Consider the following 23,689-nt stretch of genomic DNA (forward strand, 5'->3'; position numbering starts at 1 on the left):
GCAAGTGGTTAAAGATTAATTGTTTCTTTGTAGCTATTGAGTTGATCCAGCAGCCCTAATAACAATTGCTCCGCCTCGTTCGGCAAACGATCATACCCTCTGTGAAAAGTTTTGCGCGACTGAACAAAGGCTAGACGCGTTTCTAAGCGACTCATTAAATGGAGCAAGTAATCTTGGCTATCGAAATTTGGCTCATGTCCTTTTACCGGTAAGTAACTGATTTTATCTAAAGGTCCGAAGGGTTTAAAGGAAGCTGAACCGTCAATGATTTTTTCAATACTGGAAAGGGTCTGTTCTGGCGTGACCTTGTTCTCTTTAAAATCACCGGTATTCAAAATGAAGCAAGCTGTTTGCTGTTTTTCGAATAACTCTTTGAAATCTTGATAATCCTCCTGTAACGGATAACAGCGGAAGGGATTCGCAAAAGGTTCGATCACTAATTGATCAGACTTTTCGCCAACGACGTTTTCAGCTGTCGAACGTTTGGTAGCTAAAGTGGCTCCAAAAATAGCAGCCAACGAAGGATCTTCTATTTTGATTAGAGGGGGTAGACTGTCATCCTTCATGATCCAGAATAATCCGTCAACTTTTTCAGCAATATGATCGACCCGATTCGGCGTAGCATAACGGCTCTTAATGCTGCGGCCGTTGCCGTTACGAATATCTTCGGTGACTAAAACTTTCTTATTCTCCTTATCTAAAGTGACGCCAACATTTTGAGCAGTTACAATATATTGGATTTGTTCACTAGTCATCGGATAATCCTGCGTTTTATCAAAGTAAGACGGCTCTAAAGCCGTGGTTGAACCTGTATCTTTGGAAATTACAAAGGCATCATCGTGAAGAACGTCGACTTCCCCTTTATTTTTAGGTTTTGCTAAAGTGATGGTTGATTTTCCAGAACCAGATAAACCAAAAGCGGCCATCGTGTATTTTTTATTTTCCAACAAGTATTGTTTCATACCACCATGACAAGCAATAAACCCATTGCGATGGGCCGTGGCCCAAGCTAAGGTCAACGTCGCTTTCTTTAATTCGCCAAAGTAGCGTAGTCCTAAAATACCGGCGCAATTATGCTTCGGATCAATTACCACAACACCATCAGGAAAATCAGGGTGCTGCCAATCCGGGTCTGCAAAAAGGAATAAATCCCCGGTATTAATGGCTTTAGATTTGTGATAAAACTGCTGCTTTGCATCATCAATTTGGAAATTTAATAAGTAGGAATAAAGGTTTGGGCTGTAGTCAGAGGGGAGCATCAAATGAGCCTTCACCGTAAATTCTTCGTCTAAACCTACCAGCACAGCGCCAGAGTAAAATTGCTTGTCTCTTGACTGAAAGACCGCTTCTCGTAGTAATTCACTATAAAAATTTGCATCAATGCCTTCTTGTCCCACAATTCTTCGCGCTGCTGCAGTTCGACCTACGATAGTGCCATCATTCGTAACTAAAACTTTTGCATCTGTCGGTAGTTGTAAGTTGTCGGAGTGGGCGACGCTTAGATCAGTAGTGATTGTTCCAGGGCTATTTTTTGCTAAGGTATAAGCATCCGTCAAATGACGAATTTGTGTCACGTTGTTCCCATAAAAAGCGGTCTCAATCACACTGCGAATAGTCGAAAAAAGGCAATTCTTTTTGGTGATGTCTTCATGACTAAAATGTTCAATACTACTCATCTGAAAACCTCCTCGAATTAAATCGTTATCATTATAATAGCATTAAAATAAAGCGCTCACAATTAAATAAAAAAACGTTATTCAATAAAAATGAATGAGGATAATGGATTCATCTTTATCAAGGTAGCGCTTTTAAGATAAAAATAATATAATGATAAGAAGGAGGGCGTGAATATGGCTAGGTATCTAGAAACATTTAAAGAGAATGTGATTATTTATTGGCATAAATTTATTAATATCGTCTCTGAAAATGAGCGCCGTTCCTTAACGATCCTCTTTAGTTTAGTTGTAATGACACTTGTTTTTTCAGCTTCGGCCGTTTATGCGCAAAAAAATATTCGACAAGATCAACTGAATGAATTAGTGTTCCGTTCGTTAAAGTCCGATCATTTGATTCCTTTAAAGTATCAAACAATTGAACAAAAGATTAAACAAACTAAAGCGATCTCGATCATGTTTAGCCAACCAGACGGGACTTCTTTTGAAAATGTTATGACCATTCTTGACGACCCAGATCAAGAAAATATGTTAAATCGAAAATTTTATTATTATCCAATCGTTTACGATAGTGAAACGATCGCCGAAAAATATCGGCTTGATCCACGACAGGTAACCTTCATTTTCTTCCAAAACGGGAAAGAAAAAAATCGCTTCGTAGTGGAAAGCTTGAAGGACTTAAATAACGAATTTATCCCTGAACTAAATCGCTTACCGATGTGGAAATTAAAAGAGTGAAAATGAGAATATTCGAAAAACAATGAGCTTTTTTTAATTAAAAGTGTTGACAGTCGATTTTTTTTCCGCTAAACTAACGTCAACATCAATCAAGAAGGAGTGACATTCATGAGACAAGCAAACTTATCTAATCATCAATTGAATAGCTGGCAAAACTGGCGTAGATAAGTTGTATTTATGAATTCACTCATAGATACAACGTTTAGACAACTTCTAAATTTTGTATCTATGCTGGATATTTTTTCATGTCTATTCCCGCATAGAGACTATCTATGCGGTTTTTGTTTTTTTCAGGACAACTACCGTAAACTTTTTGGGTAGTTGTCTATTTATTTGTAATCAAACAAAAAAATCGGAGGAATTTATCATGAAAAATAAAGGGATTATCGGATCAATCATCGCATTAGCAGTCATTTTAATTGGGGTATTCGCCTATCAAATGGGTTCACGACAAACGAGTGCAACTGAAACAAAAGAAGAAATGAGAACCGTTGGAATCTTGCAATTTATCAGCCATCCGTCATTAGACCAAATCAAAAATGGTGTGATCGAAGGCTTGAAAGAAGAAGGCTACGAGGATGGCAAGAATATCAAAATCGAATTTTTGAATGGTCAAGGCGACCAAAGTAAATTAAACAGTATGAGTCAGCAATTGTTGGACAAAAATTCAGACGTTCTAGTCGGTATTGCGACACCCGCAGCTAAAGCATTAGCCAATGCGACTACTGATAAACCAATCATTATGTCAGCAATCAGTGATCCGATCGGTGCAGGTCTTGTAAAAGATTTAAAACATCCTGGAGGAAATATCACTGGAGTGAACAACTTGACCCCAGTGGATCAGCAACTTGATATGGCGAAGAAATTATTTCCAGATGCGAAAACAGTCGGTATGATCTATTCGTCTTCAGAAGAAAATTCTAAATCACAAATCGATCGAGCAGAAAAACGTGCGAAAAATGACGGATTGACAGTCAAAAAATATGCTATCAGCTCTAGTAACGATATTGCTCAGATCACCCAGCAAGCCTGTCAAGAAACAGATTATTTGTATATTCCACAAGACAATACGATCGCTAGTGCCTTCCAAACAATGATCAATGAATCAGATAAAGCGAAAAAGCCAGTCTTTGTTTCAGTTGATAATATGGTAAAAGAAGGCGGGATCGCTACAGTCGGACAAAATCAATTCAAACTCGGCGTGGAATCTGGGAAAATGGCTGCCGATGTATTAAACGGTAAATCTAAACCAGCAACGACCCCAGTGAATGTGATCGATTACGGTGACATGATTATTAACGAAGAAAAAGCGAAAGAGTTAGGAATTACGATTCCTGCTAGTGTTAAAGAGAAAGCAGAAGTAGTTAAAGGAGAGTAGAAAAATGGTGATTTCAGCGATTGGGCAAGGATTTTTATGGGGAATTTTAGGTTTAGGAATTTTTATGACCTACCGCATTTTAAATTTTCCAGATATGACAACAGAAGGGTCATTCCCATTAGGCGGAGCGGTCTGTGTAACGGCGATTACTCACGGCGTCTCTCCACTTCTAGCGACCCTTTTAGGAATCGTCGCAGGAATGTGTGCCGGCTTTGTTACAGGAATGCTTTATACTAAAGGAAAAATCCCAGTTATTTTAGCTGGAATTTTAGTGATGTCGGGATTGAATTCGGTGATGCTATTCATCATGCAGACACCTAATCTTTCTTTATTGAAGCAACCGAAAATTCAAGATTTTTTTACCAACTTAAATCTGCCAGATCATTTTGATATTGTTCTCTTAGGTTTGTTGGCGATTTTGATCATCATCGCCTTACTATTATTTTTCTTTTTCACGGATTTCGGCCAGGCCTATATCGCCACTGGAGACAATGAGAACATGGCGCGCTCGATTGGTATCAATACGGATCGTATGAAAGTTATCGGCCTGACGCTATCAAATGGTGTGATTGCCCTGTCTGGTGCATTGATTGCACAAAATGATGGGTATGCAGATATCGGCAAAGGTGTCGGTGTGATTGTCATCGGTCTAGCCTCCATTATTATTGGTGAGGTTTTGTACGGCGAAGTCACGTTTATAGAACGTTTGGTAGCTATTGTTTTAGGCAGTATCATCTATCAGTTATTGATCTTACTAATCATCAAAGTGGGCCTAGATACGACTTACTTGAAAATTTTCTCGTCAATCATCTTGGCACTATGTTTAACGATTCCACGTTTAAAAGAGACCTTGCATTTAAAGACTGGATTAGAGAAGGAGGCGTAATTTGATGAATGCCTTAGAAGTGAGAAATGCTAGTAAAACCATTAGTAACGGCGTCAACGATCAACGAAAAATTTTGAATAATGTCAATTTGACGATCGCTCCAGGCGAGTTCGTAACTATCTTAGGAGGCAATGGGGCAGGGAAAAGTACGTTGTTCAACAGCGTGTCTGGTAGCCTACAGCTAGACAGTGGAACCATTGCAGTAATGGGAAAAGATTTAACGAAACTTTCTGAAGAACAAAGAGCCTCCTCAATTGCTCGGGTCTTTCAAGATCCAAAGATGGGAACTGCACCGCGATTAACTGTCGCGGAAAATTTGGGGCTAGCTGAAAAGCGCGGAAAAAAACGACGGCTGAAGCAGCGGCAGCTGAACCAGAGGAAAGAAATGTACCGAGAACTTTGTAAGCTTGTAGGAAATGGTTTGGAAAATCATCTCGATACACCAACAGGATTTCTTTCCGGCGGGCAACGCCAAGCATTAAGCTTATTGATGGCGACAATCACTAAACCGGATTTATTATTATTAGATGAACATACAGCGGCACTCGATCCAAAAACCGCGAAGCACTTGATGCTCTTAACGGATCAGCGAATTAAAGAAGAACAGCTCACTTGTCTAATGGTCACTCACAAAATGGAGGATGCTCTCCATTACGGCGACCGCGTGATCGTAATGGAAAAAGGTGAGGTCATTAAAGATATTAGCGGAGAAGCGAAAAAGCAGATGACCTTAGCGGATTTATTCTTACTTTTTGAGGAGAGCGAGACAGTAGCTGAAGTAATATAAATAAAATTATTTGCAGAAAATAAAAAAATAGGTTGACTTATTTTATAAACAACTCTATACTAAGCACAACCTTAAATCAGTTTGGAGCGATTTTTATGAATACGAATAAGAGTACGCACACACAACTGAATAATTATTACTTTAGCTATTTTAGATAGGTTTGTGTTCATGATTCATGGATGCAAACGACACAAGTTTGTATCTATGATGGCTAAGGATTTTAAGTTTGACTTAATGCCACATAGATGAAAATCTATAGTGGCTTTTTCTTTGGATTCAATTTGTTTTGGAGACTAGGCTCATTGTAGATTTTCTACAGTGAGCCTTTTTGCGAGTTCCGTTATTTTTGGGAAAATGATTTCGCTGATTTCAAATGGCTGGCAAAGTCACTGATTAAAGGTTGATTCATAGCTTCACCGTAGAACAACGTGAAGATCATTATCTAGCTATACGAAAAAAGGAGTGAGGAAAGATGAAAAATGAAATTTCGGGAAAGACACGGTTGGCTGGTTTATATGCGCTACCGGCAAGGCATAGCTTTTCGCCAATTATGCACACAACTGCGTTTCAAACAACGGGGGTCGATGCGGTCTATCTAAGTTTTGATGTTCAGCCGGAGCGACTTGGTGAAAGCATCCAAGCGATTCGTGATCTTGAAATGTTGGGCGTCAATTTATCAATGCCTCACAAAATGGCGGCGGTTCAATATGTGGATGAACTGAGTCAAGCGGCACGCTTGATCGGAGCAATTAATACGATCGTCAATCATGACGGCAAGTTGATCGGACATATCACCGACGGCATTGGTTGTATGGAAAGTTTGAAACAAAATGGGATCGCGATCATCGGCAAAAGAATGACGATTCTTGGAGCTGGAGGAGCCGCGACAGCGATCATTACCCAAGCAGCGATTGACGGAGTGAAAGCTATTGATGTTTTCAATATCAAAGATGATTTTTATCAAATGATTGCACCAAAACTTGCAATGATCGCTGAAGAAACCAACTGTCAGATCCAGCTACACGATCTAGCAAATGAAAAGCAATTAGCGGACTCTCTAGCTGCCAGCAGCCTGCTAATTAATGCGACAAATATTGGAATGGCACCGAAAACGGATCAAATGCCCTTACCTGATCCAACATTGTTAAGAAGCGATTTACCTGTTTTCGATGTCATTTATCATCCAGGTGAAACAAAATTATTAAAAGCCGCAAAAGAAAAAGGTGCTACCGCTGTTAATGGGTTAGGTATGTTACTTTATCAAGGCGCTGCGGCGTTCAAACTATGGACCGGCAAGGAAATGCCCATCGAGCTGATCCAACCGTTATTGGAAAGAGAAATCAAAAAATAAAAAGTGAAGGAAGTTATTAATATGATTTTAATTATAAAAAAAGGTATTCAGGAATCAGAATTATCTCCTATTTTATCCCGTATTAAAGAAGAAGGGTTAGGCGTTCAAATCAATCACGGTAAAGACCGCCTAGTGTTGGGATTGCTGGGGGATCCAAAAATTATTCAAAATGTCCCATTCCAAGCATACAATGTCGTTGAACGAGCAGTAGCGATCTCTAATACCTACAAATTGACGTCAAGAGAATTCCACCCCCAAGATACAGTCGTTAATGTTGATGGCGTAAAAATCGGTGACGGTAGTTTTGTAACAATGGCAGGTCCTTGCTCGGTTGAAGGAGAAGAACAAATTATGGAAACAGCCCGCATGGCAAAAGCTGGCGGTGCCAAAATTTTACGAGGTGGGGCCTACAAACCGCGGACTTCTCCATACGCTTTCCAAGGTCTGGGAGAAGAAGGGTTGAAAATCATGCGCAAGGCCGCTGATGCTCACGGATTAAAAGTTATTACTGAAGTTATGGATGAAGCACACATCGATGTTGTTTGTGAATACGCAGATATCATTCAAATTGGTGCCCGTAATATGCAAAACTTCCGGTTACTAGAAGCGGTCGGTAAAACAGGAAAACCGATTGGCTTGAAACGAGGAATCTCCGGAACAATTCAAGAGTGGTTGAATGCAGCAGAATACATTGCGGTTCAAAATAATTCCAACATTATTTTCATTGAGCGGGGGATTCGGACTTACGAAACTGCGACCCGAAATACTTTTGATTTAAGCGCGGTACCATTGATTAAAAAATTGAGTCATTTCCCGATCATTGTTGACCCAAGCCATGGGACAGGCGTTTGGGATTTAGTGGCTCCAATGGCACGAGCAGGGGTAGCCAGCGGTGCAGACGGCATGATCGTTGAGATTCATCCCGATCCTTTACACGCATGGTCTGATGGTGAACAATCATTGAATGAAAAAAATTACTTGCAAATGATGCGTGAAGTTGATGTGATGGTTGACGCGATGAAGAAAATCAATAGTTTAAACGAAGAACTAGCACTTAGCTAAACAGGGGGCAGCTTTCATGGAAATCGTTCTACCAGATAAAAGTTATCAGATCATCGTCAAACGTCACGCCCTGGATTCCGTTGGCGAATGGATCGCCTCACTTTGGAAAAATAAAAAAATTGCGATTATCAGCGATGAAAATGTTTATCCCATTTATGGTAAAAAACTTCAGCAACAATTAGCAGACTATGAGGTTTGTCACTATGCTGTTCCAGCAGGCGAAAGTAGTAAGTCATTAGACATGGCAACTACACTCTACGAATTTTTAGCCGATCATCAATTTACCCGCAGTGATGCATTAATTGCTTTAGGGGGCGGTGTTGTTGGTGATCTAGCAGGCTTTGTCGCCTCCACTTACATGCGAGGAATCGCCTTTGTTCAGATTCCGACGTCGTTATTAGCACAAGTGGATTCTAGTATCGGCGGAAAAACAGCGGTAAATTCAAGTAAGGCTAAGAATATGATTGGTACCTTCGCTCAACCAGATGGGGTATTGATTGATCCGGAAACGTTAAATACTTTGCCAGAATTACGAGTACGAGAAGGCATCGCGGAAATCATCAAATGTGGTGCTATCAGTGATGTTTCACTGTGGAAGGATCTTGAGAAACTAACAGGAATTCAAGATCTTTTAGCACACAGCGAAGCAATCATTCTAAAAGCATTACAGGTGAAGAAGACGGTTGTTGAAGAAGATGAATTTGATAACGGCGCACGGTTACTATTGAATTTTGGTCATACCATTGGACACGCCATTGAAAATACCGCTGGTTATGGAAAAATCAGCCATGGCGAGGCTGTAGCAATTGGTATGGTAAAAATTTCTCAGACGGCAGAAATGAACCAGCAAATGCCAGCAGGTATCACCAAAAAAATTAGCACGATGAATCAGAAATACGGCTTACCGATCAATTACCAGCCTTGGGAAGCAGAGAAGTTTTATACGGCGATTACCCATGATAAAAAGGCGCGAGGCGATAACTTGAATATCATTTTATTAAAAGATATTGGACAAGCCTATATTCAAAAAATCAAACTTACAGATATCAAAGACTATTTAATAGAAGGGAAGTAGTTTATGCGTTACTTAACAGCTGGAGAATCTCATGGACCAGAGTTGACGGCGATCATTGAAGGAATACCCGCCGGCCTAGAACTTTCGATTGAGAAGATCAATCAAGAATTGGCTCGCAGACAAGGTGGTTACGGTCGTGGTGGTCGTATGAAGATTGAAAAGGACCAAGTTCGAATTACTTCCGGTGTTCGTCACGGCAAAACTATCGGTTCACCGATTACGATGATCGTTCAAAATCGAGATTGGAAAAATTGGCAAACCGTCATGTCGGTAGAGGCAGTGGCGGAGAAAGATCAGAACTTGCGTCGGGTCTCAAAGCCGCGACCAGGCCATGCCGATTTAGTTGGTGGAATGAAATACGGTCATCATGATTTGCGGAATGTTTTGGAACGCTCATCAGCACGGGAAACTACCATGCGGGTGGCAGTCGGTGCGATTGCCAAACAAATTTTAGCAGCAGTTGATATTGAGATTGCCAGCCATGTCATGATTCTGGGTGGTATCGAAGCGACCGTACCCGAAACAATTAGCGTTCAAGAAATCCGAGCAAAGGTCAATGCATCAGAAGTCAATATGGTAGATAAAACGGTGGAAGAATCCGTTAAAGAATTGATCGATCAAACGAAAAAAGCGGGTGATACGATCGGTGGAGTCGTAGAAGTTCGGACAGATAATGTTCCCGCAGGTTTGGGCAGCTATGTTCAATGGGATCGCAAGCTGGATGGAAAAATCGCCCAAATCATGATGAGTATCAATGCTTTCAAAGGCGTAGAATTCGGGATTGGTTTTGAAGCGGCTCGTCAACCCGGTTCAAAGGTCATGGATGAAATTGTTTGGAAGGAAGGCTATAGCCGAAGGAGTAATCATTTAGGCGGCTTCGAAGGTGGCATGACTAACGGGGAACAAATTATCGTTCGTGGCGTGATGAAACCAATTCCAACGCTTTATAAACCTTTGATGAGTGTCGATATCGATACTAAAGAACCTTACAAAGCAAGTGTTGAACGCTCAGACAGTACTGCGGTACCTGCGGCTTCCGTTGTGGCAGAACACGTTGTTTCCACTGTTTTGGCAGAAGAGCTACTAGACAAATTTTCTAGTGATACGATGGAAGAATTCAAGCAAGCGGTAGCGGCGTACCGCGAAGCTATTAAAAATTTTTAGGAGAGCGGGTGAGACAGTGAAAAAGAAAGTTTACGTCTTAGGTCTAGGTTTGATCGGAGCGTCTCTTTGCCGTAGTATCAAAAATTCGGAGATCACGCTCTATGGATGGGATCATCAAGCTGAGACTCGAAAAATCGCGCTTGACGTCCAATTGGTGGATCAAATTGTTTCCCTTGATGAAGCACCTGCGATGGATGTAATCATCTTAGCTGTCCCTGTACGCTCAACGCTACACTATCTACACGAGTTAGCCCGCTTACCCTTAAAAAAATCGGTAATCGTAACAGACACTGGTAGCACCAAAAATGAAGTCATGACCTTAGCCAAAACATTGCCATTTACTTTTATCGGCGGACATCCAATGGCTGGTTCTCACAAATCTGGGGTGAAAGCAGGGAATCCCAACCTTTTTGAAGAGGCGTATTACATTTTGACACCGCCTGAAGGAATCGATGTTGAGCCATTAATGGCGCTTTTAGAACCAACGCGAGCTAAATTTGTCGTGATCGAACCGGAATCTCATGATGAAATCGTTGGTGTGTTAAGTCATTTGCCGCACATTGTAGCTTCCGGCTTAGTAAGCATGAGCGATCAATTAGCCGGAAAATACCCCCGGGCGACTCAATTAGCGGCCGGAGGCTTTCGGGATATTACTCGCATTGCATCTTCTGATCCGCAAATGTGGACGGACATCTTATTAACCAATCGTTCCATCTTATTGGAATTGATCTCAAATTGGCAAAACCAAATGGCAGATATTCGCGAAAGTCTAGTAGCAGAGGATCAGCCGGCGATTTATGAGTTTTTCAGTCAAGCTAAGCAGTTTAGAGACCACTTGCCTGCTAAGGATCATGGTGTCATTCCAGCCTTTTACGATCTTTATGTCGATATCCCGGATATTGCAGGGGCGATCGCTAAAGTCATGACCGTTTTAAGTGAAGTGGAAATTTCAATTATCAATTTAAAGATCCAAGAGACACGAGAAGATATTTTCGGCGTGTTAGAACTTTCATTTAAAAATCAACAGGATTTAGAAAAGGGAAGGCAATTAATTGAAGCAGAAAAATTTAATTGTCACAAAAGGAGTTGAAACGATGAAGCTACTTTCCACCAAAAAAGGGTTAAATGGAACATTGACCGTACCGGCCGATAAATCAATTTCACATCGTAGTATTATGTTTGGCGCAATCAGTGAAGGCACGACAAGAATTCATAATTTTTTAAGAGCCGAGGATTGTCTCAGTACCATCGCGGTTTTTAAAGCATTAGGAGTAAGTATCACTGAAGACCAGCGGGATATTATTGTTGAAGGTAAAGGGATGGAAGCATTAACGACAGCGAATCAATTACTGGATGCTGGAAATTCTGGCACAACGATGCGTTTAGTTTTAGGAATGTTAGCAGGACGTCCTTTTACTAGTGAAATTACCGGTGACGCTTCTTTAAATCGGCGACCGATGGAACGGGTGATGGGGCCTTTACGCCAAATGGGTGCACAAATCCAAGGAGTCAAAGGCAGCGAATTCCCACCAATCCAAATTCAAGGTCAGAAACTGACCGGCATCACTTATGAAATGCCGATCGCGAGTGCGCAAGTAAAATCAGCGATACTGTTTGCAGCACTGCAGGCTGAGGGGACGACAACGATCATTGAAAAAGAAAAATCCCGAAATCACACAGAAGAGATGATCAAACAATTTGGCGGTGAGATCAACGTCGCTGATAGGACTATTACTTTAACTGGTGGACAGCGGCTAGTGGGACAAGAAGTGAGCGTTCCTGGTGATATTTCTTCTGCGGCCTTTTATCTAGTAGCGGCCAGTATTTTACCGGAAAGTCAGCTACTGCTGAAACAAGTTGGAGTAAATCCCACTCGGACAGGTATTTTAGATGTGTTATTAGAAATGGGCGCAGAAATTGAGCAAATGAATGTAGACACACAAAATCAAGCAGCAGATTTGGCGGTAAAAACAGCTCACTTAAAGGCATGTGAGATTGGCGGCGAAATCATCCCCCGGTTGATCGATGAACTGCCGATCCTGGCATTAGCGGCCACGCAAGCCAAAGGGACGACGATCATTCGCGATGCTCAAGAATTAAAAGTCAAAGAAACTAATCGGATTGATGCGACAGCTCAAGAGCTAAATAAATTAGGGGCAAAGATCGAAGCGACCGATGATGGTCTGATTATTCACGGACCGACACCCTTGCACGGCGGAGCAGTAGACAGTCATGGGGATCATCGAATCGGGATGATGTTGCAGATAGCGGCGTTACTCACAGATGAAGTAGTGGAATTAAACAATCCCGAAGCGATCAATATTTCCTATCCAAATTTTTTCATTGACATAGCTCAATTAATTACAGATTAAGAATAATACCAAGGATGTCAGTTCCACTTTTGCAGTTTAATTAATGCAATGCACAAGGAATTAGTATCAACGAATTCAAATGAAAAAATGTTTAGTGGAATGATATACGGCATGAGAATCAAACTCATTTTTTGTTTAAAAAAAATGAATTCATTATTACGAATAAGGATGTCAGTTCCACTTTTGTAGTTTAATTAATGTAATGCATAAGGAATTGGTATCAAGGAATCCAAATGAAAAAATGTTTAGTGGAATGATATACGGCATGAGAATCAAACTCATTTTTTTGTTAAAAAAATGAATTCATTATTACGAATAAGGAGAATGTCTATGGAATCGATTGTTTTAATTGGATTTATGGGTGCGGGTAAGACGACGATCAGTAAAGCTTTGGCGAAAACCTTGAACGTACAAGTAGTTGACATGGATGATGTGCTAGTTGAACGGATTGGTCAACCGATCAATGACTATTTCGAGGAATATGGCGAAACTTCTTTTCGGAAACATGAAACAACACTGTTAAAAGAAGCCTTGAAGGAAGAATCAATCATCGCCACTGGAGGTGGTGTGATTTTACAAAAAGAAAATCAGCAAGTTTTATCGGATAAATTGGTGGTTTATTTGAAGGCGGATGCGAATATTTTAGTTAAACGGATTCGTGAAGATCAGGTGAATGTTCGTCCTTTAGCAATCAAAAATGATGATGGTGATTTAAAGCGGTTGTTCTTCTCTCGGGAAAAATTATACGAAAAATTAGCAAAGGTCATTATCGATACGACTAAAAAGAAACCTATAGAAATCGTTTCAGAAATCATCCAACAGGTGGGGTTATAATGAAGGTTGGTTATCTAGGACCGAAGGGGTCATTTACGTATAGTGCTGCGACGAATTTTTTTGCATCAGAGGCATTGTTGTCTTATGATTCATTACCGGCGTTACTAAAAGCGTTGCGAAGTGGACTATTGGAATACTGTATGGTGCCGATTGAAAATACGATTGAGGGGTCTGTCTTGCCAACCTTGGATCTGATTTTTCAAACCTTACCTACGATTCAAGCCGAGATTGTTTTGCCGATTCGTCAGCAATTAATGGTTCATCCCAATCACGTGGAGCGTTGGCAGGAAACCGAATTGATCTGCAGTCACCCGCAAGCGTTGGCCCAATCACAATTATTTTTGATGAATCACTTTCCTTTGGTTGATATTGAACAGCTTGGATCGACTACTTTAGGAGCTCAAAAAGTGGCGCAGAATCCGGATAAAAAGTATGCTGCAATTGGTTCCCGAGAAGCGGCTACTCAATTTGGTTTGCAAATCGTCAAAGAAGACATTCAATCGATCGATAATAATGAAACGCGTTTTTGGCTGCTGGGAAATCAGCCGATCCTTAGCGATTTACCACAGCAAAAGCAAAAAGTGACATTGCTTTTTGATCTAGCAAAAGATCGTCCGGGTGCACTTTATCACTGTTTAGCCTTTTTTGCTGCCGAAAAAATTAATTTAACAAAAATTGAATCCCGAACTCAGAAGACTCAGTTGGGAGAATATTTTTTCATTATTGATTTAGAACGGCCGCAAGGGGAACAGCTACAAAACGTTCTACAGCAGTTAAATGCCCAACATTTTGATGTCACCTTAATCGGGGATTACCCCACCTATATTTCCAAAATTAGAAAATCTTAGTAGTTAAGGTTTTCTAATTTTTTTTTATAAAAATAAGACAAATACCGGTTGATTTGCTATTTTATTAGTAACAGTATGGAAACGAAGAGGTGCACTATGAGCCGAATGGATAAATATAAAGATATTCATAAGGAAAGTCAAAAGGAAGAAAAAGAGCCTTTTGGCTTTCGTCGTGAGATCAAAAAAAAGACGCAAGGGACTCAGTACTCGTCTGAAAAAGATGCTAAGACCGAGCATTATGAAGACCCAGAAGAGAAGTTCTATTATCAAGAATACGATCAAAAGCCTGAGAAGAAACGCTTTAACTTTAAAGTCCCTTCAGTAAAAAATCCTTTCAAACGAAAGGCGAAAAATCCCTATGAGCAAAAGCCGAGGCGAAAACGAAGCTGGCGCAGAATCCTATTAATGGTTTTAATCGTACTACTAGGCTTTTCAGTCATTTCTTTCGGTGTTGGAAATTTTGCGGCCAAGCATGATTCATCAATGCCAAAAATCGAAACCCAAGAGTTTAATGGCGTGGAGTCTTCTAATGGAACGAAGAATATTTTGCTTTTAGGAAGCGACACGCGAGATAATATCAGTGGTCGTTCTGACTCTATGATGGTTCTGCAAGTAGATGGTCATGGCAAACCCAAATTAGTTTCCTTTATGCGGGATATGTACGTGAATATCCCTGGAGTCGGTGAAAACAAATTGAATGCGGCTTATGCATACGGCGGGGCTGATTTAGTCCGTCAGACATTAAAAGATAATTTTGGGATTGATTGCCGCTATTACGCGATGGTGGATTTTCAGACCTTTGAAAAGGGTGTAGATGCATTATTTCCACGAGGAGTCCAAATCGATTCAGAGAAAGACATGAGCTCTTATATTGATCAACCGATCAGTAAGGGCCCACAACGGATGCATGGCCATACCTTATTGAACTACGCACGTTTTCGGATGGATGAAGAAGGTGACTTCGGTCGTGTTCGGCGTCAGCAGCAAGTAATGCAGAGTGTCTTTAGCCAATTAAAAAATCCTTTAGTGTTATTACGGGGACCTTACGCAGCGGGAAAAATCTGGGGCTATCTATCAACCGATATGCCGAACACCTTTGTCTTGGGTAACTTTTTCAATTTTGCCAAAGCCGTTGGTGGGATCGAGCGTTTGACGTTACCTGTTGATGGTTCATGGTCGTATATTGATACGGCGAATGCCGGCAGTGCATTAGCCGTCGATACCAATCAAAATACTCAGGCGGTCCAAGCCTTTTTAGACAAGTAGTCGATTTTTGATTCCCATGCTAGTGTGAGTATGCTATATTATATTTATTGTAAATTTTGTTTGAAACGAGGAAATGAATATGAAATTAGCGATTGTGACAGATAGCACCGCCTATCTGAATGAACGCATACGCAATCATAAAGATTTATTTGTTCTCCCGATTCCAGTGATCATTGATGACGAACCTTTTGAAGAAGGCGTAGATATTGGATACGAAGAATTTTATCAAAAGCTCAAAGAAAGCAAGGACTTTCCCAAAACCTCGCAACCTGTTTTAGGTGAAGTTTTCCAATTGTACCGTTCAATCAAAGAACAAGGTTATGACACAGTCATCAGTATTCATCTATCAGAAGGTATCTCTGGTTTTGTTCGGACTTTGACAGCCATCAAAGAAGATATTGAAGGTTTGGAAGTCATTCCTTACGATTCCAAGATCACTAGTGTGCCGATGGGCTATATGGTGGAAAAAGCGTTGGAAATGAGTGATCAAGGAAACTCTCTAGAGGAAATCATTGCGGCTGTCGATACGATTCGCGACACGACCAATGCCTATATCATCGTGGACGATTTAGATAACTTGGTGCGTGGTGGCCGTCTGACTAATAGCGCAGCGATCATTGGCGGCTTATTGAAAATCAAGCCAATCTTAACCTTTGAAGAAGGCAAAATTGTGCTAGCAGAAAAAATTCGTTCTTTAAAGAAAGCTCTTCAAAGAACCGAAGAAATCATCGAAGAACGTCGGCAAGTAAATGGCAAAGATTTACGAATCTTTATCATTCACGGCAATAATCCTGAGTTAGCCCAAGAAGAATACGAAAAGCTTAGAGAAAAGTATCCCGAAGCGACGATCGATGTTGGCACTTTTGGTCCAGTCATCGGCACACATCTAGGCGATAAAGCCATCGCATTAGGCGTAGCAAAATAATAGACGAAACTCACTAGTTTTCTGGTGAGTTTTTTATTTTTACAAAGCGTTCCTTGAGGAGTAAGTTCCTTGCATTAATCACTAAAATTTCGTATTCTTTCTTCATTAGTAGTTTACTAATTTACTAAATTAGTAAAGAGAAGCAGGAGGATTTTAGAATGAAAATACCAACAAATCTAAAGCATAAACCCGTTTTTTTAGTAGAAGATTACGATAAAATCGATGGTCATAATGCGTGGGATAGTGACGCAAAAGGTTTGACGCTAGGTTTGGCTCAATGGAACGATCGTGGACGAGTAGATATTTCAGGAAAAGTTTGGCGTCATACCGGGGAAAAGTGGTCTCGACAATCGGAGGAATTACCCATTACACGGATTTTAGATTTAGCGATTCTAGTGGCCCAATCAAGTATCTACTTACAAGACGCGTATCGTTATGAAAAATTTTATGACCCAGAAAATCCAACCGTTGAGATTCTAGGGTTACAAGGTGGACGAATGGAAGTTCAAGTAGATACAGAGAATCCTAAAATCGATGAAGACATTATTTTGTTTAATGATACGATGAATAAGGATGGCGACTTGATTGCGCAACGTTATCGCACATTGAAACGTCTTTTAGACGAACTAGGCTATTAAAAATCTTTAAAACTTGAGGTGAGTAGCATGGAAAATCCTTTTGTGATCACAGAAGGCCGTACCTTTACTAAAGTAGAAAAACAAATGATCTGGCACAAGCCCGCCAGCCATAAAACGAGTCAGGAAGAGTTGCGGATCGCTTCAGAAATCAAGAATAATTGGCTCGATCCTGAAATGAAAATCATGAATGTCTTATTAGAAGGAGATGCTGGCTCAGGAAAAACCCAATTGGCTCGCGCACTCTCCGATGATTTACAACTACCTTATACAAAAGTAACCTGTTTTGCCGACATGGATAAAACCGATGTCTTTGGTGCGTTATTGCCGGTCGTTTCTACTGATGATAATGAAGATCAAGAATTGTTAGAAGCAATTTATCAGACGGACTCGTTGCAAACCGTATTAAACGTTATCCAGCAGCACTTTCAAATTGACGATAATCAAGCCAAAGAACGCTTGAGCCAATTGATTGAACGGATCAATCAGCCAGAAAATACTAAGAGTGTTGAATATAAATTTTATCCTTCAGAAATTGTGCGAGCGATGCAGCGAGGTTATCTATTGGAGATTCAAGAGCCGACAGTGATTCGTGATGCTTCGGTACTAGTGGCGTTAAACTCAGCATTAGAACCTAATGGTTTATTGAACATTCCCACCGGGATCATTCGCCGGCACCCTGATTGTGTCGTCGTGATTACCACCAATCGAAATTATCAAGGGAATCGTCCATTGAATGAGTCACTGCGGGACCGGGTTCAACACGCAGAAAAAATGGATTTACCATCGATTGAAGTCATGATCGAACGGGCAACAGCCAAAACGAATTTTTCTGATCGAGATTATTTAGAGATTATGGCCCAAATTATTCGATTACTAGATGAAACGGCCAAAGCGAATGCTATCAAAGGCGTCGCCGGCATGCGTTCTTATTTTTTCTGGGTCAATAGCTTGAAGCAAGGCCAAGATCCATTAGAAAGTATTTTTCCTAAAGTTCTTTACAAATTGACTACTGATGAAACAGAATTGAAGATTTTACAGAATGCCTTAGAACAAAGCGGACTATTAACTAAGCTGCAGCAAGTAAAAAATCAACAAAAATTACGGCAAGGACGAAAAATCAGTCAAGCAGAAGCCGCTGAACGCAATATCATAGAAGAAGCTGAAAAGGCCACTTTAAAAAATGAAACCATCAGTGACGAAGGTAGTGACTTAGACGCAGCATCAGACGAAATCTTAGAATCTACGGAAACAGGTGAAAAGGAACCCAAACAAGAGGCAATGACGCTTCCTGATGAGGGCCAGACCTCAGATGCTGAATCCAAAGGCAGCTCCGCCTCACTTGACGAAGAAGATAAACTTGGTTCAGCCATGTCACTAGATGAACTAACCGAACTTGATAAAACCAAACGGAAAGAATTGAATCGTGAAGTCCGAGAAGCTCTAAAAGAAACGATCCATGCCAAAGAAGGAACAATCTTGCATCGGCCAAAGATCAATGAAAAAGCGCTGGAACAAGGACAGGAACTAACACAAAAAGTGTTACCGGAAGTTGACAGCCTAAGCCGTGTGATCAATGATCTATTAGATAAGGAAGTTAGCAACGATTTTTCTAGTGGAAAATATTACGGGGCACGCTTTAATCCGGGGCATGTTGCCTATGGAGATTTGCGAAACTTTGATAAAAAAAATCCGCCGAGTGAGCAGCCTTCATTAGCTTTAGCGGTGCGCGTGGACGAATCCGGTTCGATGTTGCGAGATGATCGGATGGAGACAGCGAAACTGGCAGCCGTTGCCTTAAGTTTGTTTGCTGAAAGAACGAAGATTCCATTGATGTTGTATGGCGATTCTGCCGATCTTAGTCAGCGGGAAAAGACTTCGATCTATTCTTATAAAGAATTTGATGATCCTTATGCTTTCATGGCGGCAAAAATTGCCACGATGAAGCCGCGGCAAAATAATCGTGACGGTGTTCCATTGCGACTCTTAGCCGAAAAGTTGAATCAACAAGCAGCGGATACAAAAGTGCTGTTATCAATTAGCGACGGCCAACCTAAAGCATTACCAGACTATACGGGTGAGAGAGCCAAACAGGATATCCAAGATGTCTTGCAGGAATATGAACGACAAGGAATTTTGTTCATCGCTTGTGCTATTGGTGAGGATAAAGAGCAGTTGCGAGAATTATACGGTGAAAATAATTTTGTCGATATTTCAGACATATCAACCTTGCCTCACCAGTTATTACAATTAATTGCACGGTTTATCTAAAAAAAAAGACACGTTTCAAGCAATTCGCTGAAACGTGTCTTTTCATGCTTAATAAGTCGCTCTTGGTCCGCCGATATATTTTGGCCGACTGCGTAAAGCCGTTACGTGAGCGCCGCCTAACTCGTTAATTGACGGACGGACAGGTACTTGTACGTATTTTACATGCATCCCGATCGAGGTGTCACCAATATCAATCCCAGCTTGAGCAACGATATGTTCAACTTCCACCGGATCAGTAAATTGTTCAAAAGCCGCTACGGAACAAGAGCCGCCAGCATGCAGGGCGGGTTTGACTGAAACAATTTCCCAGTCCTTCTTTTCGGCTAATTCTCGTTCGACCACAACGGCACGATTGATATGTTCGCAGCCTTGAACGGCTAAGTAAATTTTTTGTGGATCAAGAATGCTTTTCAATGTTTCAATAACCCATTGACCGGTTTCTTGGCTAGAATTTTTGCCAATAGTCCCACCGACGATCTCGCTAGTCGTACAACCTAAGATGAAGGTGTCGCCAGCTTTTAATTCGGCCGCCGCCAATACATCATTGACGATCGTTGTTAAGTCTTGTTGTAATTTTGCTTTTTCCATGTCTAAAACTTCTTTCTATTTATATTGAGGATGACGCAATACTTTTTGTAACGCTTGGTAAAGGGGAACGGTCACGGCGATTCCGAAAATATTTTGCACCGCATTACTTGGCAGCGACGCGATTCCCGCCGGCCAGCCGAATAATAAGGCTGTCGCTAAGGCATAACCGATGATCATAAATAAACTAGCTAATGTAAAACCTAATAATAGCCCTTTTTTATTGGGAAATTTATTATACAAATAGCCTAAGAGAAATCCTTGGAAACCATGAATCACAATCGAAAAAATTGCCCATTCAGGATAGCCAGAGATCAGATCGATCAAACCGCCACTCATTGCACCTACCAACAATCCGCCAGTTGGACCAAAGAATAAGGCAGAAGCATAAATCCCGACTTCACAAAGCGTCACAAAGCCTTTAGTCGCTGGGATCGGAATGATAAACATCAGTGATAAAGTGACAGTCAAAGCGACCATCATTGCTAATTTCGTCATTTCTTTCGTTTTCATGTTTGTTCCTCCGTCTCTACACTCTTGCCGTACCAAACATTTCCTTCGCCATTTTTTAACGTAATCCCGTTTAAGATACTTTGATAGACAAACTCTTTACTATCAACGATTGCCGTCTCCAAATTTTTCCCTAGTACTAAATTAGATGCAATCGCAGACGCGAAGGTACAGCCAGCTCCGTTTATGGTTTTTTTTGTCAGCTTTGGTTTAGACAGAAGATTGAACTGATTGCCATCGTAAAATAGATCAAAAGCCAGTTCGCCAGCTAAGCGCTCACCGCCTTTAATGACGACTGCCGTTGCTCCTAGCTGAACAATTGCTTGGGCTGCTTGTTTCATTTCAGGAAGTGTCGTTATTTTTTGTTGGCTTAATAATTCAGCCTCTTTAAGATTAGGGGTGACGATCGTCGCAAAAGGAAACAATTGAATCAAACCCGCTCGATAGGCTTGGCTGTAAACGTGATCGGTCTCTTTAAAAGCCATTACTGGATCTAAAACAATTGGACCGTCAAAGCTTTGCAAAAAGTTTTTCACGATTGAAAGTGCCGTTACATCATGAATCAATCCCAATTTAATCGCCGACAGATCGACTTCCTGTTTAATCGTGTCTAACTGATCTTGCAATAAGTTCGTTGGTAGGTCATGAATTTCAAATTGATTATCTTTCATCACCGCAATACAAGTAATCGCCGTTAAGCCAAATAAACGATAGTCTTCAAAGGTTTTTAAATCTGATTGCAGTCCGCCTCCAGCTAACGTATCGGAACCTGCAATAGTCAGTATTGTTTTTGTCATAAATAAGCTCCTTAATATTCTCTATTATAAAAGGGTTTCCTAAAAATAAAACAGCCAATTGGTTGTTTTGTTGGTCATCCAATTATAAGCGGAAATAGTTGTTGGATAAATCAAAATGCGTTAGCATAAGTGGTGAAGAAAGGGGCTATTACTATGAAAATATTTATTGCTGGAGCAACTGGACGAGTAGGAGAAGAATTAACCAAGAATTTAGTTCAGCAGGGACACTTTGTCTATGCCGGAGCACGACATGAAGAAAACATTACTAAAAGTAAGGCTGTCGAACCAGTCCATTTAGATATGCACGGCACGATCGATGAAATTGCCGAAACATTAAACGATGCGGAAGCGGTCTATTTCGTCGCCGGTTCACGAGGAAAAGATTTATTGCAAACAGATTTATTTGGTGCAGTGAAATTGATGCAAGCGGTAGAAAAAAAAGGAATCAAGCGCTATATCCATTTAAGCTCGCTGTTCGCTTTACAACCAGAAAAATGGGGAACTGCCTTAACTGACTACAACATTGCTAAATTCTTTTCTGATAATTGGTTAATTGATAAGACGAATTTAGATTACACGATATTACAGCCAGGTAGCCTATTAGAAACATCTGGTAGTGGTAAAATTACTATCGATGTCACTGGGAAAACGGAAAATTCAATCGAGGATGTGGCTAGTGTGTTAGCCGGATTATTAAAACAAGACAACACAATTAAGAAAGTTATTCTTATGGGAAATGGGGATACACCGATTACTGAAGCACTGAAAAAGATTTAAAAAGGAAGCTATTAGCCACAAAACCAGTGCTAATAGCTTCCTTTTTGATTCATTCATTCCCCCTTAAAAATAGTAAATTATTTCTTAGTTTTTCTTCTTACTTAATGATAAAATGGGAAAGACTTAAAATAGATTTTTGCGTGATTAAGGAGCTAACCTAATGAATCTTCAGCACATTTATGATGATCGTATCGAAGAGGGGGTTCAAATGATTCGAAAGAGAACAATTGCGAAATATTATATGAAAGAACAAGGCTTCACAAAGCAAGAAGCCTATGAAACAGCCGAAAAGACACAGCCAGAGTTCGAAGCAGGACGTGCGGTTTATCTCGCCTTATTTAACGATGCAAAACCGACCTTCGCTGATCGAACGGCGCGTGAAAAGGTTTTGCGTGTCTATCAAGTCTTCAGCTTAATCGCGCTATTTTGCTATGTTTTTTGGTTGTTTAATACTGGTTATTTAAGTCATGCTCGTGTAACCGATAACTTCTTGTTAATTGCTTTAGCCATCAATCTAGCTATAATTAGTTACTGGGATGAAAAAACAACTGAAACGATTCATGATCGGAAAACAAAAGCACTTTTTAAAAACGATCCAGAGGCCTTAAAAAAGTTGGCGCAAGTCGAGGAAATCAAACGAACTATTTTTAGAGCTGAATATCGAGGCATCTCACTTGTTGAAGAACGCAAAAAAGAAGAAGGCAATAACCCCAAGAAAATAAGTAAAATCATTACCCTGGATAAGATCAAACAGTTCCGAGACAAAAGTAAAAAATAATCACTCCGCGTTAGAAAATGGTGGGTGATTATTTTTTTAAATCATTTATTGAAAAGAGGAATGAAGAATGGTAGCCATTCAATTGCGAAAAGTGAATCCAGCCGATTTTCTTTTTTTGAAATCATTATTGCAAAACGAAGAGTTAATGCTTGTGGGATGGGGGAAAGTCTACAGTGACGAGGAGGTAAAAGGGTGGATTAAAAAAATTCAGCAGCAATATTCAGATTATGGATATAGTTACTATATTGTAGAAAATCAGAGAAGTGAATCGATTGGAATAGGCGGTGTTATCAGAACAAAAATCCAAGGAACGGCGTTTGACGAACTTGCCTACATCATTAAGAAAGAGTTTCAAGGAAGTGGGTATGGAACTATCATTGCTGAAGAGCTTGTACAGCGAGCATTTAAAAAGCATCATTTGCCACAAGTCGTTGCACAAATTGTGCCCGAGAATATTGCTTCACGGAAAATCTTAGATAAATTGGGCATGAGCGTTCATTTCAACTACTTGCGAAATCAAAACGGAATGATCCGTAAACACGTAGTCTATTTATTAGAAAATACGCTTTCTTCATAAGTTTATATTTTCAAGCTGTAGTCGTCGGTCGTTTTCTGTAAACCATATTAAATCCTTAGTCTGATAATAGAGAAACAACCACTTTTGTACAGATGAAAAAAATCCGTTTTCATCAAGGGTAATTTCATGCATTGTCGTTCAATTAGCCGTAAAAATCATTTTTTCGATTTTAACCAATCGTTTATGGTTAAAATCGATAAGATATTTACAAACTAGTTGTTGTAAAAAAACTTCAGCAATTCAGTTGCATACAGGATTCATAGTTCAATTAGCAAAAAATTTGGAAAAAATCTCTTATAGAACACTCAAAAAAACGATTTTTTAAATTTAAAACAATAAAATGTAAGTTATTGGAATAAAAATTCGAATACTCAAAGGATACTAAGAAAAAATAATAGAT

At 40.3% G+C, this 23,689-nt stretch carries 23 protein-coding genes; 19 read left to right on the forward strand and 4 right to left on the reverse strand.

Features of this window, described 5'->3' with window-relative positions:
- Positions 1-8: 8 nt before the first annotated feature.
- Positions 9-1,676: a phosphoenolpyruvate carboxykinase (ATP) gene (locus FFM67_RS01465; protein ID WP_137612904.1), complete on the reverse strand. Its 1,668-nt coding sequence runs from the start codon at positions 1,674-1,676 to the stop codon at positions 9-11.
- Positions 1,677-1,850: 174 nt separating this feature from the next.
- Between FFM67_RS01465 and FFM67_RS01470 the strand changes: the two genes are divergently transcribed.
- From FFM67_RS01470 to FFM67_RS01545, 16 genes are all read left to right on the forward strand, one after another.
- On the forward strand, positions 1,851-2,411 hold the full coding sequence (locus tag FFM67_RS01470) for a hypothetical protein (RefSeq protein ID WP_137612905.1): 561 nt from the start codon (positions 1,851-1,853) through the stop codon (positions 2,409-2,411).
- 367 nt (positions 2,412-2,778) lie between these two features.
- A complete protein-coding gene (gene trpX, locus FFM67_RS01475) occupies positions 2,779-3,789 on the forward strand; it encodes a tryptophan ABC transporter substrate-binding protein (RefSeq protein ID WP_137612906.1) in 1,011 nt (336 codons plus the stop codon).
- A 4-nt stretch (positions 3,790-3,793) separates the two neighbouring features.
- Entirely contained in the window at positions 3,794-4,675 is an 882-nt protein-coding gene (locus tag FFM67_RS01480; RefSeq protein WP_137612907.1) for an ABC transporter permease, read from the forward strand.
- Between the two features lie 4 nt (positions 4,676-4,679).
- Complete coding sequence (locus tag FFM67_RS01485) at positions 4,680-5,462, forward strand: ABC transporter ATP-binding protein (RefSeq protein WP_137612908.1); 783 nt, start codon at positions 4,680-4,682, stop codon at positions 5,460-5,462.
- A 472-nt stretch (positions 5,463-5,934) separates the two neighbouring features.
- The gene (gene aroE, locus FFM67_RS01490) at positions 5,935-6,813 is read left to right on the forward strand and encodes a shikimate dehydrogenase (protein ID WP_137612909.1); all 879 of its coding nucleotides are present in this window, start codon (positions 5,935-5,937) and stop codon (positions 6,811-6,813) included.
- Positions 6,814-6,834: 21 nt separating this feature from the next.
- On the forward strand, positions 6,835-7,875 hold the full coding sequence (aroF, locus tag FFM67_RS01495; protein ID WP_137612910.1) for a 3-deoxy-7-phosphoheptulonate synthase: 1,041 nt from the start codon (positions 6,835-6,837) through the stop codon (positions 7,873-7,875).
- Between the two features lie 16 nt (positions 7,876-7,891).
- Positions 7,892-8,950, forward strand: coding sequence for a 3-dehydroquinate synthase (gene aroB / locus FFM67_RS01500; RefSeq protein ID WP_137612911.1), 1,059 nt, complete (start codon positions 7,892-7,894; stop codon positions 8,948-8,950).
- A 3-nt stretch (positions 8,951-8,953) separates the two neighbouring features.
- Positions 8,954-10,114, forward strand: a complete 1,161-nt coding sequence (aroC, locus tag FFM67_RS01505; protein WP_137612912.1) for a chorismate synthase — start codon at positions 8,954-8,956, stop codon at positions 10,112-10,114.
- Positions 10,115-10,130: 16 nt separating this feature from the next.
- Positions 10,131-11,204, forward strand: coding sequence for a prephenate dehydrogenase (locus tag FFM67_RS01510; RefSeq protein ID WP_137612913.1), 1,074 nt, complete (start codon positions 10,131-10,133; stop codon positions 11,202-11,204).
- Between the two features lie 4 nt (positions 11,205-11,208).
- On the forward strand, positions 11,209-12,486 hold the full coding sequence (gene aroA, locus FFM67_RS01515; protein ID WP_137612914.1) for a 3-phosphoshikimate 1-carboxyvinyltransferase: 1,278 nt from the start codon (positions 11,209-11,211) through the stop codon (positions 12,484-12,486).
- 330 nt (positions 12,487-12,816) lie between these two features.
- Positions 12,817-13,320 (forward strand): shikimate kinase, encoded by a 504-nt coding sequence (locus FFM67_RS01520; RefSeq protein ID WP_137612915.1) that lies wholly within the window; start codon positions 12,817-12,819, stop codon positions 13,318-13,320.
- A complete protein-coding gene (gene pheA, locus FFM67_RS01525; RefSeq protein ID WP_137612916.1) occupies positions 13,320-14,168 on the forward strand; it encodes a prephenate dehydratase in 849 nt (282 codons plus the stop codon). The genes FFM67_RS01520 and pheA overlap by 1 nt, the downstream gene beginning before the upstream one ends.
- Positions 14,169-14,264: 96 nt before the next feature.
- A complete protein-coding gene (locus tag FFM67_RS01530) occupies positions 14,265-15,434 on the forward strand; it encodes an LCP family protein (RefSeq protein WP_137612917.1) in 1,170 nt (389 codons plus the stop codon).
- Between the two features lie 79 nt (positions 15,435-15,513).
- The gene (locus FFM67_RS01535) at positions 15,514-16,359 is read left to right on the forward strand and encodes a DegV family protein (protein ID WP_137612918.1); all 846 of its coding nucleotides are present in this window, start codon (positions 15,514-15,516) and stop codon (positions 16,357-16,359) included.
- Between the two features lie 158 nt (positions 16,360-16,517).
- Entirely contained in the window at positions 16,518-16,997 is a 480-nt protein-coding gene (locus tag FFM67_RS01540; RefSeq protein ID WP_137612919.1) for a DUF6530 family protein, read from the forward strand.
- A gap of 27 nt (positions 16,998-17,024) precedes the next feature.
- Entirely contained in the window at positions 17,025-19,265 is a 2,241-nt protein-coding gene (locus tag FFM67_RS01545; protein ID WP_137612920.1) for an AAA family ATPase, read from the forward strand.
- Between the two features lie 48 nt (positions 19,266-19,313).
- On the opposite strand, the gene FFM67_RS01550 is transcribed toward FFM67_RS01545, so the two are convergent.
- Genes FFM67_RS01550 through FFM67_RS01560 form a run of 3 tightly spaced genes read right to left on the reverse strand, consistent with a single transcriptional unit; the run spans position 19,314 to position 21,157 of the window.
- Positions 19,314-19,853 (reverse strand): TIGR01440 family protein, encoded by a 540-nt coding sequence (locus tag FFM67_RS01550; protein WP_137612921.1) that lies wholly within the window; start codon positions 19,851-19,853, stop codon positions 19,314-19,316.
- Positions 19,854-19,868: 15 nt separating this feature from the next.
- On the reverse strand, positions 19,869-20,363 hold the full coding sequence (locus FFM67_RS01555) for an ECF transporter S component (protein WP_071861384.1): 495 nt from the start codon (positions 20,361-20,363) through the stop codon (positions 19,869-19,871).
- Positions 20,360-21,157 (reverse strand): bifunctional hydroxymethylpyrimidine kinase/phosphomethylpyrimidine kinase, encoded by a 798-nt coding sequence (locus FFM67_RS01560; protein WP_137612922.1) that lies wholly within the window; start codon positions 21,155-21,157, stop codon positions 20,360-20,362. Before FFM67_RS01560 ends, FFM67_RS01555 begins: the two co-directional genes overlap by 4 nt.
- Before the next feature lie 153 nt (positions 21,158-21,310).
- Here FFM67_RS01560 and FFM67_RS01565 point away from each other — a divergent pair, with 153 nt between their 5' ends.
- From FFM67_RS01565 to FFM67_RS01575, 3 genes are all read left to right on the forward strand, one after another.
- Positions 21,311-21,934, forward strand: a complete 624-nt coding sequence (locus FFM67_RS01565) for an SDR family oxidoreductase (RefSeq protein WP_137612923.1) — start codon at positions 21,311-21,313, stop codon at positions 21,932-21,934.
- A gap of 160 nt (positions 21,935-22,094) precedes the next feature.
- Positions 22,095-22,712 (forward strand): hypothetical protein, encoded by a 618-nt coding sequence (locus FFM67_RS01570; protein ID WP_137612924.1) that lies wholly within the window; start codon positions 22,095-22,097, stop codon positions 22,710-22,712.
- Between the two features lie 67 nt (positions 22,713-22,779).
- Positions 22,780-23,289, forward strand: a complete 510-nt coding sequence (locus FFM67_RS01575) for a GNAT family N-acetyltransferase (RefSeq protein WP_137612925.1) — start codon at positions 22,780-22,782, stop codon at positions 23,287-23,289.
- The last annotated feature ends 400 nt before the right edge of the window (positions 23,290-23,689 follow it).

It is taken from the genome of Enterococcus viikkiensis (assembly GCF_005405345.1).
Classification (GTDB): Bacteria; Bacillota; Bacilli; order Lactobacillales; family Enterococcaceae; genus Enterococcus_A; species Enterococcus_A viikkiensis.

Bases quoted from the DNA above. Each gene is read 5' to 3' on its own strand.
- FFM67_RS01520 (WP_137612915.1), top strand. From the start codon at position 12,817: ATGGAATCGATTGTTTTAATTGGATTTATGGGTGCGGGTAAGACGACG.
- FFM67_RS01470 (WP_137612905.1), top strand. From the start codon at position 1,851: ATGGCTAGGTATCTAGAAACATTTAAAGAGAATGTGATTATTTATTGG.
- FFM67_RS01545 (WP_137612920.1), top strand. From the start codon at position 17,025: ATGGAAAATCCTTTTGTGATCACAGAAGGCCGTACCTTTACTAAAGTA.
- aroB (WP_137612911.1), top strand. From the start codon at position 7,892: ATGGAAATCGTTCTACCAGATAAAAGTTATCAGATCATCGTCAAACGT.
- FFM67_RS01570 (WP_137612924.1), top strand. From the start codon at position 22,095: ATGAATCTTCAGCACATTTATGATGATCGTATCGAAGAGGGGGTTCAA.
- FFM67_RS01480 (WP_137612907.1), top strand. From the start codon at position 3,794: ATGGTGATTTCAGCGATTGGGCAAGGATTTTTATGGGGAATTTTAGGT.
- FFM67_RS01530 (WP_137612917.1), top strand. From the start codon at position 14,265: ATGAGCCGAATGGATAAATATAAAGATATTCATAAGGAAAGTCAAAAG.
- FFM67_RS01465 (WP_137612904.1), bottom strand. From the start codon at position 1,676: ATGAGTAGTATTGAACATTTTAGTCATGAAGACATCACCAAAAAGAAT.
- FFM67_RS01485 (WP_137612908.1), top strand. From the start codon at position 4,680: ATGAATGCCTTAGAAGTGAGAAATGCTAGTAAAACCATTAGTAACGGC.
- aroA (WP_137612914.1), top strand. From the start codon at position 11,209: ATGAAGCTACTTTCCACCAAAAAAGGGTTAAATGGAACATTGACCGTA.
- FFM67_RS01550 (WP_137612921.1), bottom strand. From the start codon at position 19,853: ATGGAAAAAGCAAAATTACAACAAGACTTAACAACGATCGTCAATGAT.
- aroC (WP_137612912.1), top strand. From the start codon at position 8,954: ATGCGTTACTTAACAGCTGGAGAATCTCATGGACCAGAGTTGACGGCG.
- aroE (WP_137612909.1), top strand. From the start codon at position 5,935: ATGAAAAATGAAATTTCGGGAAAGACACGGTTGGCTGGTTTATATGCG.
- trpX (WP_137612906.1), top strand. From the start codon at position 2,779: ATGAAAAATAAAGGGATTATCGGATCAATCATCGCATTAGCAGTCATT.
- pheA (WP_137612916.1), top strand. From the start codon at position 13,320: ATGAAGGTTGGTTATCTAGGACCGAAGGGGTCATTTACGTATAGTGCT.
- FFM67_RS01565 (WP_137612923.1), top strand. From the start codon at position 21,311: ATGAAAATATTTATTGCTGGAGCAACTGGACGAGTAGGAGAAGAATTA.
- FFM67_RS01560 (WP_137612922.1), bottom strand. From the start codon at position 21,157: ATGACAAAAACAATACTGACTATTGCAGGTTCCGATACGTTAGCTGGA.
- FFM67_RS01575 (WP_137612925.1), top strand. From the start codon at position 22,780: ATGGTAGCCATTCAATTGCGAAAAGTGAATCCAGCCGATTTTCTTTTT.
- FFM67_RS01540 (WP_137612919.1), top strand. From the start codon at position 16,518: ATGAAAATACCAACAAATCTAAAGCATAAACCCGTTTTTTTAGTAGAA.
- FFM67_RS01535 (WP_137612918.1), top strand. From the start codon at position 15,514: ATGAAATTAGCGATTGTGACAGATAGCACCGCCTATCTGAATGAACGC.
- aroF (WP_137612910.1), top strand. From the start codon at position 6,835: ATGATTTTAATTATAAAAAAAGGTATTCAGGAATCAGAATTATCTCCT.
- FFM67_RS01555 (WP_071861384.1), bottom strand. From the start codon at position 20,363: ATGAAAACGAAAGAAATGACGAAATTAGCAATGATGGTCGCTTTGACT.